This is a genomic window from Chryseobacterium elymi (assembly GCF_003385495.1).
Taxonomy (GTDB): Bacteria; Bacteroidota; Bacteroidia; order Flavobacteriales; family Weeksellaceae; genus Chryseobacterium; species Chryseobacterium elymi.
Map to the genome: position 1 here is coordinate 113,508 of NZ_QNUH01000005.1, position 13,945 is coordinate 127,452.

Annotated in this window: 12 protein-coding genes; 11 read left to right on the top strand and 1 reads right to left on the bottom strand. The window is 38.2% G+C overall.

Annotated features, from left to right (window positions below; translation table 11 throughout):
* The first annotated feature begins 39 nt into the window (after positions 1-39).
* The 4 genes from DRF60_RS07435 to DRF60_RS07450 all read left to right on the top strand — a co-directional run bounded on the left by DRF60_RS07435 (position 40) and on the right by DRF60_RS07450 (position 6,090).
* Complete coding sequence (locus DRF60_RS07435) at positions 40-2,196, top strand: glycoside hydrolase family 97 protein (RefSeq protein WP_116011468.1); 2,157 nt, start codon at positions 40-42, stop codon at positions 2,194-2,196.
* Between the two features lie 100 nt (positions 2,197-2,296).
* The gene (locus DRF60_RS07440; RefSeq protein ID WP_116011469.1) at positions 2,297-4,144 is read left to right on the top strand and encodes a glycoside hydrolase family 13 protein; all 1,848 of its coding nucleotides are present in this window, start codon (positions 2,297-2,299) and stop codon (positions 4,142-4,144) included.
* Between the two features lie 18 nt (positions 4,145-4,162).
* On the top strand, positions 4,163-4,687 hold the full coding sequence (locus tag DRF60_RS07445; protein WP_116011470.1) for a nuclear transport factor 2 family protein: 525 nt from the start codon (positions 4,163-4,165) through the stop codon (positions 4,685-4,687).
* The gene (locus DRF60_RS07450; RefSeq protein ID WP_116011471.1) at positions 4,687-6,090 is read left to right on the top strand and encodes an MFS transporter; all 1,404 of its coding nucleotides are present in this window, start codon (positions 4,687-4,689) and stop codon (positions 6,088-6,090) included. The genes DRF60_RS07445 and DRF60_RS07450 overlap by 1 nt, the downstream gene beginning before the upstream one ends.
* Positions 6,091-6,339: 249 nt before the next feature.
* Here the strand turns inward: DRF60_RS07450 and DRF60_RS07455 are convergent, their stop codons facing one another.
* Complete coding sequence (locus DRF60_RS07455) at positions 6,340-6,939, bottom strand: FMN-dependent NADH-azoreductase (protein ID WP_116011472.1); 600 nt, start codon at positions 6,937-6,939, stop codon at positions 6,340-6,342.
* Between the two features lie 91 nt (positions 6,940-7,030).
* On the opposite strand from DRF60_RS07455, the gene DRF60_RS07460 reads away from it, so the two are divergent.
* The 7 genes from DRF60_RS07460 to purD all read left to right on the top strand — a co-directional run bounded on the left by DRF60_RS07460 (position 7,031) and on the right by purD (position 13,934).
* Positions 7,031-7,402, top strand: coding sequence for a winged helix-turn-helix transcriptional regulator (locus DRF60_RS07460; protein WP_116011473.1), 372 nt, complete (start codon positions 7,031-7,033; stop codon positions 7,400-7,402).
* A gap of 259 nt (positions 7,403-7,661) precedes the next feature.
* Complete coding sequence (locus tag DRF60_RS07465) at positions 7,662-8,390, top strand: pirin family protein (RefSeq protein WP_116011474.1); 729 nt, start codon at positions 7,662-7,664, stop codon at positions 8,388-8,390.
* Positions 8,391-8,423: 33 nt separating this feature from the next.
* Entirely contained in the window at positions 8,424-8,975 is a 552-nt protein-coding gene (locus DRF60_RS07470; RefSeq protein WP_116011475.1) for an NADPH-dependent FMN reductase, read from the top strand.
* A 310-nt stretch (positions 8,976-9,285) separates the two neighbouring features.
* On the top strand, positions 9,286-10,278 hold the full coding sequence (purM, locus tag DRF60_RS07475; RefSeq protein WP_116011476.1) for a phosphoribosylformylglycinamidine cyclo-ligase: 993 nt from the start codon (positions 9,286-9,288) through the stop codon (positions 10,276-10,278).
* A 76-nt stretch (positions 10,279-10,354) separates the two neighbouring features.
* Positions 10,355-10,918, top strand: a complete 564-nt coding sequence (gene purN / locus DRF60_RS07480) for a phosphoribosylglycinamide formyltransferase (RefSeq protein WP_116011477.1) — start codon at positions 10,355-10,357, stop codon at positions 10,916-10,918.
* A gap of 171 nt (positions 10,919-11,089) precedes the next feature.
* Positions 11,090-12,607, top strand: a complete 1,518-nt coding sequence (gene purH, locus DRF60_RS07485) for a bifunctional phosphoribosylaminoimidazolecarboxamide formyltransferase/IMP cyclohydrolase (RefSeq protein ID WP_116011478.1) — start codon at positions 11,090-11,092, stop codon at positions 12,605-12,607.
* An 88-nt stretch (positions 12,608-12,695) separates the two neighbouring features.
* Positions 12,696-13,934 carry a phosphoribosylamine--glycine ligase gene (gene purD / locus DRF60_RS07490; RefSeq protein ID WP_116011479.1) on the top strand — a complete coding sequence of 413 codons (1,239 nt, stop codon included), beginning with the start codon at positions 12,696-12,698 and terminating at the stop codon, positions 13,932-13,934.
* Positions 13,935-13,945 lie beyond the last annotated feature (11 nt).

Here is a 13,945-nt window from a genome sequence, read left to right on the forward strand (position 1 = left end):
GCAGCACTTTATCTATTTTTAAGTTTATAAATAATCATTATGAAGAAAATTACAGTTGGAGCAGTGTTGCTCTCAATGATGTTCATGGGAGTGAATGCACAGTCTTTGAAATCACCGGATGGAAAATTTGAAATGAATTTTCAGCTGAAACAAGGAGTACCTTATTACAATCTAAAATATAATGGTGCTGTGGTGGTAGAAGATTCTAAGTTAGGATTGAGATTATTTAAAGATTCAGCCATCAAATTTGCTTCCGAAATTGCTAAAGCTGAAGACGCAAAATTTGACCTGAATAACGGGTTCACGAAAAAAGACGAAAAACGTGACTCTAAAAACGAAACCTGGCAGCCGGTTCTTGGCGAAAAGAAAAACTATATCAATCATTATAACGAGCTCGCGGTTACCCTTGATCAGGCTTCTACAAGCAGAAGTATTGTTGTAAAGTTCAGACTGTTTAATGATGGATTAGGATTCAGATATGAATTCCCGCAACAGAAAAATCTGAATTATTTCGTGATCAGAGAAGAAGATTCCGAAATAGATTTTCCTACAGATATGAAAGCATGGTGGATGGTTGCCGACTATGATTCCCAGGAATATCAATACCAGGAAACAAAAATTTCCGAAATTCCTTCCCAATGGGATAAAGCATTCGATGCCAATGCTTCCCAGGCTCTCGTTAAAAATGCTGTCCAGTCTCCATTAATGCTTAAAAAGGAAGGTAAAGATCCTTTGTATGTGAATGTGGCAGAAGCAGCTGTTTTAGATTATCCGGTATCCCATCTTGAAGTGGATGCTCAGAATTTTAAATTCAAAACACATCTTACTGCAGACAGACAGGGAGCAAAAGGATATATTCAAACCCCTTCAGTAACGCCTTGGAGAACCATTATTGTGTCTCCGAAAGCGGAAGAGGTAATGGAATCCAAAATGATCTTCAACCTTAACGAACCTACAAAATATACCGATACTTCCTACATTCACCCAACCAAATACATGGGCGTATGGTGGGAAATGATCATCGGAAAATCCCAGTGGGCTTATTCTACTGCAGAAAACGTACACCTGGGCAAAACAGACTTCTCAAAATTAACTCCGAACGGAAAACATGCGGCGAACAATACAAGAGTTAAAGAATATATCGACTTTGCAGCTGAAAACGGGTTCCAGGGATTACTGATTGAAGGCTGGAATGTCGGTTGGGAAGACTGGTTCGGTCATTCCAAAGAATTTGTTTTCGATTTCATTACACCATACCCGGACTTTGATATCAAAATGCTGAATGATTATGCCCATTCAAAAGGCATTAAGCTTATCATGCACCACGAAACGTCAGGTTCTGCAACCAACTACGAAAGATGGTCAGATAAAGCTTTCCAATTGATGAACAAATACGGCTATGATGCCGTAAAAACAGGCTATGTGGGAGATATCATTCCAAGAGGAGAACACCACTACTCACAGTGGACGATCAACCATTTTTACAGAATTGCTGAAAAAGCAAACGATTATAAAATTATGGTCAATTCCCACGAGTCAGTACGTCCTACAGGAGAAAGCCGTACCTATCCGAACTATATTTCTGCAGAAGCAGCCAGAGGAACTGAATACGAAGCATTCGGAGGAAATAAGCCGGATCACCAGACCGTTCTTCCGTTTACAAGATGGATGGGCGGATCTATGGACTATACACCGGGAATTTTCCAGACTAAATTAGACTATTACTTCCCTGGAGATAAGCGTTTTGTAAAAACTACCCTTGCTAAACAGCTTGCCCTGTATGTAACCATGTATATGCCTCTTCAGATGGCAGCAGACCTTCCTGAAAATTACAAAAAGCATATGGATGCATTCCAGTTTATCAAGGATGTTGCTGCAGACTGGGATGATACTAAGATTTTATCGGCAGAGCCGGGAGATTATGTCATCACTGCCAGAAAGGCAAAAGGTACTGACAATTGGTTTGTAGGAGGTATTACTGATGAAAATAAGCGTGAGTACACCGTAGATTTCTCTTTCCTGGATAAAGGGAAAAAATATGAGGTAACCGTTTACGAAGATGGAAAAGATGCCGATTATATTGATAATCCTCAAAGTTATAACATCTACAAAAAACAGATCACCAGCAAATCTAAATTGAATTTCAAAATGGCGAGAAGCGGTGGTTTTGCTGTTTCTGTAAAGCCTGTCAATTAAGATTTAATTCATAAGTTTGTTTGCCCCGGTTCATTATATTCGGAAAAATGGGCCGGGGCATTACTTTTTAACAAAACTATTGATCAAAATACAATCATAAATGAAAAAAATATATACAATTTTTGCCCTTTCAGCAGCATCTGTGGCTTTTTCTCAGATTCAGAAAGTAGAACCTGCTTTTTGGTGGAAAGGAATGAAAAATCCTGAACTTCAGATCCTGGTATACGGAAAAGATATTGCCCAAAATGAAATTGAACTTTCCGACGGTATTCAGATAAAAGACATAAAAAAAGTTGAAAATCCCAATTATGTTTTTGTAACAGTCAATACCAATGAGATCAATGTTCCGAAGTTTAAAATTAATCTCAAGAAAGGAAAGAAAAATATCAGCTCCTATACTTATGAGCTGAAACAAAGAGCGCCCGGATCCGCAGACCGTGAATCTTTTACTTCAAAAGATGTTATGTATCTCATCATGCCGGACCGTTTTGCTAACGGTGATGAAAAAAATGACTCCATACCTGGTCTTATTGAAAAAGCAGATCGTAGCTTACCGAACGGGAGACATGGCGGAGATCTTCGTGGAATCATCAACAACCTTGATTATATCCAAAACCTTGGAGCCACGTCTGTTTGGCTTACACCCGTTAACGAAGACAATGAAAAAGTATATTCTTATCACGGATATGCACAAACTGATCTTTATAAAATAGATGGCCGCTACGGGACTAATGAAGAATACCGCGAACTTTCCCAGAAGCTGAACAAACGGAATATGAAGCTGGTCATGGATTATGTAACCAACCATTGGGGAGTCTCCCATTGGATTATCAAAGATCTGCCTTCAAAAGACTGGATTCATTGGTTTGATGAAGGAGAAAATGGTTTTTACCGGTCCAATTACAAAACAACGACCCAGTTTGACACCAATGCCTCAGAAATTGATAAAAAATATGCACTGGATGGCTGGTTTGATACCACCATGCCGGATGTCAATCAAAAAAATCCATTGGTTTTAAAATACCTTACCCAAAATGCAATCTGGTGGATTGAATATGCCGAATTGGGTGGGCTGCGCGTAGATACCTATCCGTACAACGATAAAGAAGGTATGGCTAAATGGGCAAAAGCCATTACCGATGAATATCCAAAATTCAATATCGTAGGTGAAACATGGCTTAATACCGCAGGACAGATTTCAGCGTGGCAAAAAGATTCTAAGACAGGAGAAGCAGCAGGCTACAATTCTAACCTGCCTTCCGTTATGGACTTTATGCTGTACGGTGATATGCCGAAAGCTATTAAAGAAAAAGAAAGCTGGGACACAGGAATGGTAAAGCTTTACAACGTTTTTACCAGCGACTTCCTGTATCCTGACATTAATAATCTTCTGGTCTTCTTTGAAAATCACGATACCGAAAGGTGGAATGAGATATTCAATGCCGATCCCAAAGCCTACAAAATGGCATTGACCCTGATTTCTACGGTCAGAGGGATCCCACAGATTTATTACGGCTCAGAAGTAGGGATGAGAGGAGATAAAGCTAAAGGAGGTGATGCCGATATCCGCAGAGATTTTCCTGGTGGGTGGAAGTCGGATACACAGAATGCTTTTAATCCTTCATTACAGACGCCAGAGCAGAAAGAATTTTATCAGTTTAGCCAAAAATTATTAAACTGGAGAAAAGGAAAAGAAGTGATTCATACCGGAAAAACTAAAAATTACGTTCCTCAGGATGGCCTATTTGTCTATTTCAGATATGATGCCAAGGATAATGTAATGGTAGTCATCAACAATAATGAAAAAGATCAGATATTAGACTTAAAACGTTTTGCGGAATCATTAAATGGTGTGATAAAAGGTAAAGATGTCATTTCAGGAAAGGAATTTTCTATGGAAAACAGTCTTACTGTACCTGCAAAAACTCCAATGATCATCGAATTCTAAAACTAAATCAATGATACTATGAAAAAAATAAAAATAGTTTACACATTAGTGCTTTTTATACTTGGTTTTATGGGAGTACACGCCCAGTCCAACGGGACCAAATTTGAAAAAGACAAAACAGAAATAGGAATTATGCTGGACGGCTTTAATACTGCTGCTGCAAAAGCTGATTTCAATACCTATTTTAACTACTTTGCAGACGAGTCCACGTTTATCGGAACCGATGCTACAGAAGTTTGGGATAAAAAAGCTTTTATGGTTTGGGCTAAACCTTATTTTGACAAAAAGAAAACCTGGAATTTTACTTCCCTTAAAAGGAATATCTATTTTAGCAAAGATGGTAAACTTGCATGGTTTGATGAGCTTCTGGATACCCAAATGAAAATCTGCAGAGGTTCAGGCGTTGTAGAAAAAATAAACGGAAGCTGGAAAGTAAAACAGTATGTACTTTCTGTAACTGTTCCGAATGATGTAGTTGATAAAGTGGTTGCAGAGAAAGCAGCCATTGAGAATATCTTAATCCAAGAATTAAAAAAACATTAATGAACCCTCCGCACAGTACTTTTACGAAACAAATAAAACCGAATCTTTCCATGGCTCAGATCATCAATATGAGTATGGGATTTTTGGGAATCCAGATGGCTTTTGGTTTGCAAAATGGTAATGCAAGTAGAATTCTTGCCAATTTCGGGGCAGATGTTCATGAATTATCCTGGTTCTGGTTGGTTGCGCCGATCACAGGATTGATTGTTCAGCCGATTATCGGGCATATGGGAGATAATACCTGGAGTCCGCTCGGAAGAAGAAAGCCTTATTTTTTAATCGGGGCGGTTTTATGCGCAATAGGTTTGGTTATGCTTCCCAATGCTGCTTCTGCCACACAAATGATGGCTGCCAATGTCTTATTGATAGCAGTGATTTTTCTGGCAATGATGGACGCCTCAATCAATGTGGCAATGGAACCTTTTCGGGCATTGGTGGGAGATATGCTTCCAAAGCATCAGGCAACGATTGGATTTTCCGTTCAGACAATCCTAATTGGAATCGGTGCCGTTATCGGGTCTGATTTGCCGAACTGGCTGACAAAATTAGGAGTGTCAAATGCCGCTCCCAAAGGTTTTGTGGCAGACAATGTGATTTACTCGTTTTACGTTGGAGCAGGAGTTTTAATTGTATCAATTTTATATACCATTATTACGACCAAAGAATATTCTCCGGAAGAGTTCGCATCATTTGAAGGTGGAAAACCCATTGTGAAAAATGAATCCAAATTCTCAGATATTTTTAAAGATTTCAAAAATGCACCTTCTCAAATGAAAAAACTGGGAATTGTTCAGTTCTTCTCATGGTTTGCATTATTCACCATGTGGGTTTTCACAACCAGTGCTCTGGCAACCCATCATTTCGGGCTTTCTCCTGATGATACCCATTCAGTGGAATTTAATAAAGCCGGAGATCTGACGGGAAGTTTATTCGGAAGCTATAATTTCTATGCAATTTTCTTTGCATTCGCCCTGACTCCGATTGCTAAGTTTATCGGCAAAAAGCAAACCCACGCTTTAGCTTTGGTTTGTGGAGGGCTAGGTCTTATTTCAATGTATTTTATTAAAGACATTAATAGTCTTTGGATTTCAATGATAGGATTAGGATTTGCCTGGGCAAGTATTCTTGCAATGCCCTATGCCATGCTAATTGATTCGATTCCGCAAAAGAAAATGGGGGTTTATATGGGAATTTTCAATTTCTTCATTGTAATCCCGCAAATTATTAATGGTATTTTCGGAGGACCCATTGTAAGCAGTGTCTTTGGAAAGCAAGCCATAGATTATATTGTAGTCGGAGGCATCTGCATGCTAATCGGAGCTGTCCTTACAATGATTTTTGTAAAATCAGAAGATGAAACCCCTAAGGAAATAGAAGAGGAAATCCAGCAGGTACATTTTTAAAGGAAAAAGTTAGAAATTAGAGGTTAGAAGCTAGAGGAAGAAGTCGGATGTTGGAAGCACAGAAACCTCGAATGTCAGTCAATCATAATACAATTCAATAGAAGCGGGCTTTAGCCCGCTTTTTCAATTAATGCCATCACCAAAGGGCTTTAGCCAAAATTTAATGATCTAAATATTTAATTTTGCTAATGGTTTAAAAATGAAATTGTCAATAACAAATTGCAAAAATTCACCATGATAATTCACGATTTACGCCAAAGCAGTTTCAATATCTGCAACTGCCTTTGAAAAATTCTCCTCTTTTAATTGAGGAACCATCATTCCCTGAGATTTGAAAACTTCTACATCTGTAATCCCGATGAATCCAAATAAAGTTCTTAAATAATGCTCCATATTTTCAATGAGCCCGTTTTCATACACTCCGCCGATGGCAAAATTTAAAAACAGTTTTTTGTTTTGTAAAAGACCTTTTGGTGTTCCGTCTGCATACGAAAATGTTTTTCCGGCAACCGCAATGCTGTCGATCCATGATTTTAAAGTCGAAGGGAAAGTGAAATTATAAAAAGGAACACCAATAACAATAATATCAGCTTCCTGAATGTCCTTCAATGCTTCGTTAGAATATTTGGAAGCTTCCTTCTGTTCATCATTCTTTTCTTCATCCGGAATTCGGGAAGCGCTGAAATGATGAATTTCCAAATGCGGAATCGGGTTTAAAGCCAGATCACGGATTACCACTTTGCTGTTTGGGTCTTTATCCAATAACTGATTAATTACAGCTTGAGAAAGCTTGTTACTCACAGAGTTTTCTCCACTAATGCTGGTTTGGATATTTAAAATATTTGCCATTTTGTTTTATATTTTTTCGTTTTTATGAATAACAAAATTATTGTAATTTTACTTTCCAAAGTATAGTAGTTACCTAAAGGAAAGTAAAAAAATGGAAAAGCAACACAATCATAAAGATTGCATGCAGGCGTTAAAACCTGTCCGCGATACCCTGGATGTTATTAATGGGAAATGGAAATTACAAATTATCATTTCTTTGAATGCAGGAAATAAGCGTTTTACTGAAATTGAAAGAAGCATTCCGAAACTGACCTCAAAAGTTTTAGCCAAAGAACTAAAAGAACTCGAACAAAACGGGTTAGTTGAAAGAATAGTTAAGGATACCTATCCGGTAAGTATAGAATACTATCCCACACAATATACCAATACACTACACCCTGTTGTGGAATCCCTGAAAGATTGGGGCGAAAATCACCGCAAACATATTTTCGGAACTCCAGTAGAGAGAGAAAAATTGAAATAAATACTAATAAAGCATGTCGAAGGCTTTAGCCAAATATTAGATTTCAAAACTAGTTTATATCCTCAGTCAATTTTACTTCGATAAAATCCTTGCGACTTAAAACAAAAGAATAGGAATAAATTACGCCATTACATTTAACCCCAAATGACATCCAAAACAATTACATTTTCACCTTTTCTACGGCCTAAAACCTTTCTTAACCTACATCAACAGTTTCAAAGGCTCTCATCCCTTACATTTGTACTATAAATAATCACGTATGAAAACAGTATATCATAAAGCAGATTCAAGAGGCCACGCAGATCACGGCTGGCTAAACAGCTACCACACATTCAGTTTTGCTAATTATCAAAACAAGGACAGAATGAACTTTGGAGCATTAAGAGTATTGAACGACGATATCGTTTCACAGGGAATGGGATTCGGAACACACCCGCACAGGGATATGGAAATTATTTCTATTCCTCTGGAAGGAGATCTGGAACATAAAGATTCAATGGGAACCACTGCCGTTATCAAAAAAGGAGAGATCCAGGTAATGAGTGCCGGGACCGGTGTAATGCACAGTGAATATAATAAAAATAAAGATGAAGCGGTGAAATTTCTTCAGATCTGGGTTTTTCCTAAAGAACTGAATGTTGAACCGAGATATGATCAGAAAAGCATTAAAGAAGGTGAAAAGATCAATGGATTCCAGCAGATCTTATCTCCCAATAAAAATGATGATGGCGTTTGGATCCATCAGGATGCATGGTTTAATTTGGCTAACTTTAAGGCAGGAAATGGAAAAAACTATATGCTCAATAAAAAAGGAAACGGGGTATATGCCTTCGTTTTAAAAGGAAGCGCTAAAGTAGGAGACAGAATTTTGAATGAAAGAGACGGATTGGGAATCTGGGATACTCAGAGCTTTAATATTGAAGCAATAGAAGATGCTGAGATCTTATTAATGGAAGTACCGATGGAATTGCCGGCTTATTTAAAATAACAAATAGAACACAGTATATAAAAATAGATAATAATGAAAGTTTTAGCAATAGCAGGAAGCAATTCAGATGCTTCAATGAACAGACAATTAGTAGCGTATGCATCATCGCTTTTTGAAAATGCAGAAGTAGAAGTAGTAGATCTTAATCCTTTCGAAATGCCGATCTATAAGCACGAAAGAGAATTGGCAGGTGGCGTTCCCCAGGAAGCCCATGATTTTGCATCAAAAATTGACGGAGCTAATCTTCTTTTGGTTTCATTACCTGAACATAACGGAACTTACTCTACAGCGTTCAAAAATGTGTTCGACTGGGTATCCAGAATCAAAGACAGAACCGTATGGAATGAAGTTCCAATGTTATTGATGTCTACATCTCCGGGAGGCCGAGGAGGAGCCGGAGTTTTAGAAGCTGCATCGAAGCGTTTCCCTTTTCACGGTGGAAATATTGTAGAAACTTTCTCACTTCCTTTCTTTAATGACAACTTTGATAAAGCGGCTCATAAGATTTCTAATACAGAGAAAGACAGCGAGTTAAAAGAGAAAATCAAAAAGATTGCAGCCATTGAAATCATCCTTGAAAAATAGAATTTGAATATTAATTTAAAATTACTATTTTTGCAAAAAGAAAAAAGATGAAAATTCAGACCACTTTTAAAGAATGTTTCTCAGAGAAAGGGAAAACTGTGGGCTCTGAAATTCTGAGATAAAATAACGGCCGATGATCTACCAAGATTGTCGGCTTTTTTATTTTCTAAAATCGATATAAAAAGTAATTATAGAAATAAAATGTACCAATATACCAATGTATCAATTTACCAGTTTTTTGGTTTTCCCAACAAGATGATTGTTACATTGTTAAACTGATACATTGCTACATTAATAAAAATTATTAAACATGAGCAACACTTACAAATCAGCAGGCGTAGACAAAGAAGAAGGGTACAAAACGGTTGATAAGATCAAAAAAGCAGTAGGCGAAACCCACAACTCAAATGTATTGAACCATTTGGGAAGTTTTGGAGCTTTCTATGAGATCGGAGGATATAAAAACCCTGTGCTGGTTTCAGGAACAGACGGAGTGGGGACCAAGCTGAAAGTAGCTTTGGATACCAAACAGTATGACTCTATCGGTATCGACTGCTTCGCCATGTGTGCCAATGATATCCTTTGCCACGGTGCAAAACCATTATTTTTCTTAGATTATCTAGCTTGCGGTAAGCTTGATTCAGAAATTGCTGCTGAAATCGTTCTTGGAATGGTGAAAGCATGTAAGGACAACAATTGCGCATTGATTGGTGGTGAAACTGCTGAAATGCCGGGAATGTACCAGCCCGGAGATTATGATGTTGCCGGATTCTGTGTAGGAATTGTAGAAAAAGATCAGATCATTGATGGTTCTACTATTAAAGCAGGAAACAAAATCATTGCTCTGCCAAGCTCAGGATTCCACTCCAACGGATTTTCATTGGTAAGAAAAGTGTTCCCTAACTTCGAAGAAGAATTTGAAGGAAAACCTTTATACGAGACTCTTTTAGTACCTACAAGATTATATTATAAAGACATCCACAAAGTATTGGAAGAAGTAAAAGTTTCCGGTATTGCCCACATTACAGGTGGTGGTCTTTATGAAAATGTTCCAAGAATTATTCCTGAAGGATTATGTGCTTCTATTGATGCTGCCAAAATCAAAATTCCTAGTGTGATGCTTGAATTGGAAAAAAGAGGCGGAGTATCCCGAGAAGAAATGTTCGGAACCTTCAATATGGGAGTAGGGATGATCATCGTTGCAGATGCAGAGCACGCTGAAAAAGTATTGCACCTTTTAGATGATGCGTACGAAATCGGGGAAATCACGGAAGGAAGCGAGAAAATTAATTTAGCAATATAACAATCGATCAATGTACCAGTGTACCAATTAAATTCATTGTTACATTGTTAGACTGATACATTGTTACATTAACAACATGAAAAACATCGTTATACTCGTTTCAGGTTCCGGAACCAATCTGCAGAGAATCATAGATACCATTGACAGCGGAGAGATCCAAAATGCAAAAGTATCTTTGGTCGTGGCAGACAGAGAATGTTACGGACTTGAAAGAGCCAAAAATCATCATATAGAAAACGTTCTGATTCCCAGAGGAAAGAATTTCAGCAGTGAATTGGGAAATGTGATTCCGAAAGATACAGATCTGATCGTATTGGCGGGATTCTTATCCATTCTGAAACCTGAGTTCTGTGAAAGCTGGTCCGGAAAGATTATCAATATCCACCCGGCACTGCTTCCGAAATTCGGGGGAAAAGGAATGTGGGGAATGAATGTTCACCATGCAGTTATTGAAGCCAAAGAAAAAGTAAGCGGTGCAACCGTACATTTTGTAACTCCGGGAATTGACGAAGGGGAAGCTATTCTTCAGAAATCTTTTGAAGTAACCGCAGAAGATACTCCGGAAACCATAGCAGAGAAAGTTCACCATATTGAATATGAAATATTTCCAAAAGCCATCAATAAAGTTTTAGGAAATTAAATAATATACCAATATAACAATGTACCGGTGTGTCAATTAAATTCATTGTTACATTGCTAGACTGATACATTGCTACATTAAAAAAAATCTAAGTAAATAAAAGTAAGGCCGGGGGTGAAAGACCGGGCTACAGTTTGAAATAGCTGTAAAAAGTAAAAAATTGAAAGTAAAATGAGTAAAAAGAGAGTTTTAATCAGTGTTTCTGACAAAAGCGGATTGATCGAGTTCGCCCAGTTCTTGGAAGCCCGGAATTATGAGTTGATTTCTACAGGAGGAACGTTCAAACACTTGAAAGATGCTGGTTTAAATCCGATTCAGATCGATGAGGTAACCAATTTCCCTGAAATGCTGGACGGAAGAGTGAAGACCCTTCACCCGAAAGTGCACGGAGGTCTTTTAGCAGTCCGTTCCAATGAAGAGCACATGAAAACTGTTCAGGAACACGGAATTGACCTGATCGACATGGTAATCGTAAACCTTTATCCTTTCTTTGAAAATGTGAACAAAGACATTTCTTTACATGAGAAGGTAGAGTTTATCGACATCGGAGGTCCTTCAATGCTTCGTTCTGCCGCTAAGAATTTTGATTCCGTTACCGTAATTACCGATGTGGAAGACTATGCAACGGTAAGATTGGAAATGGAACAGAATGGTGATACCTACATCGAAACACGTAAAAAGCTTGCAGGAAAAGTATTCAACCTTACTTCAGCTTACGACGGGGCTATTTCAAGAATGCTTTTAGATGAAGAATATCCTACCTATCTTAATGCTTCATACAAAAAAGCATCAGATTTAAGATATGGTGAAAACCCTCACCAGACTGCTGCTTATTACGTTTCTACGTTTGAGAACGGTGCGATGAAAGATTTTGAACAGCTGGGTGGTAAAGAACTTTCTTTCAACAACCTTCGTGATATGGACCTTTGCTGGAAAGTAGTCACTGAGTTCAAAGAAGAAATGGCATGTTGCGCGGTGAAGCATTCTACACCTTGTGGAGTAGCGATCGGAACTTCAGCTTTAGAAACTTACCAAAAGACTTTCGAATGTGACCCGGTTTCTATTTTTGGCGGAATTGTTGCAATGAACTACAAAATCGATGCGGCTACAGCTGAAGAACTGAACAAAACGTTCCTTGAGATCGTAATGGCTCCGGAATTTGATGAAGCAGCTCTTGAAGTTTTAAGAAAAAAGAAAAACCTTAGAATTATAAAAATCGTTAACCCTGTTTCTGATAAACAAACGTGGGTGAAGATCGATGGTGGTATCCTGGTTCAGGATAATGACACTCATTTCTCAGACGATATCAAGGTAGTAACTGATATACAGCCTTCAGAAGAGCAGAAAAAAGCGCTTCTTTTCTCCCAGAGAGTGGTGAAGTATGTAAAATCTAATGCAATTGTTGTTTCCAATGGTATTCAGGCCTTCGGAATCGGTGGCGGACAGGTGAACAGAATCTGGGCTACTGAACAGGCCATCGAAAGAGCAAAAGAAAAATTCATAGGAGATCTTGTTTTAGCTTCCGACGCGTTTTTCCCTTTCCGTGACGTGGTAGATTTCTGCGCTAAAGAAGGAATTAAAGCCATCATCCAGCCAGGCGGAAGTGTAAAAGATCAGGACAGTATTGATGCTGCCAATGAGCACGGTATCCCAATGATGTTTACAGGGGTTAGACACTTTTTACATTAATTAAAATAGAATTAAAAAATAATTGGGGATTGTATTTATAGCATTCAAAATTATATATTTGTAAAATAGACTAGATAATAAATAAAGTATGAGAATATTAATCATAGGTGAAGGCGGTAGAGAATCTGCTTTAGCGGCAAAGCTTCAGAACGATCCGAGAATTTCTAAAATGTTTTTTGCTAACGGTAATGCTACCACCGATGTAATAGGGAAAAATGTTCATTTATCAGAGATCAAAGAACTGAGAGATTTCGCCATTAGAGAAAAGGTAGATCTTACCATCGTAGGACCTGAAGCACCTCTTGTAGCAGGTCTGAAAGATGAATTCAAAAAGCACGATCTTAAAGTTTTCGGTCCCAACAAAAAAGTAGCAAGCCTGGAAGGAAGTAAGGCTTTCTCTAAGAAATTTATGCAGACCTATGATATCAAAACAGCTAAAGCTGTAGTATTTGATTCATACAACGATGCTAAAGAATATGTTCAGACACAGCAGTATCCTTTGGTGATCAAGGCAAGCGGTCTGGCTGGCGGAAAAGGGGTGGTCATCTGTGACAATCTTGAAGAAGCTGAAGCTACCATCCACGACTTCATGATCAGAAGAATTTATGGAGATGCCGGAATCCGTCTGGTTATCGAAGAATATTTAGAAGGTTTTGAAGCTTCAATCATTGCATTCTCAAACGGTGAAAAGATTTTCCCTTGTATTGCTGCAAAAGATTATAAAAAAGCCGGAAACGGTGATACAGGACCAAATACCGGTGGTATGGGATCTGTAGCGCCAAGCCCGGATTTTACTCAGGAGCATTATGCTGATTTTGAAAAAAATATTTTACAGACTACCATTAACGGTCTTAAAGGAGAAGGATTCAGCTTCAAAGGGATTATTTTCTTCGGATTGATGGTCACTAAAAACGGAACTTACCTTCTTGAATACAACATGAGATTCGGAGATCCTGAAACTCAGGTATTAATGGCACTAATGGAAAACAACCTTCTTGATGTGATTCAGGACTGTATGAATGGAAAAGATATCCAGCTTAAGTTTAAGGACGAAAAGGCAGTATGTCTTGTAATGTGTTCAGGAGGTTACCCTAGAAATATCGAAACAGGATATGAAATTGTAGGAGAGGGCAAACTGAAACATTCTAAACTTCTTTATGCAGGCGCAGTAAGAAAAGGAGATAAAGTAGTTTCCAACGGCGGACGGGTTCTGAACGTGGTGGCTACCGGAGCTACCTACGACGATGCCCGCAAAAAGGTATACGAAGATGCAGCCCACATCCATTTCGATTACGGATTCTACAGAGAAGACATCGGAAAGTTTTAAAATAAATCAAA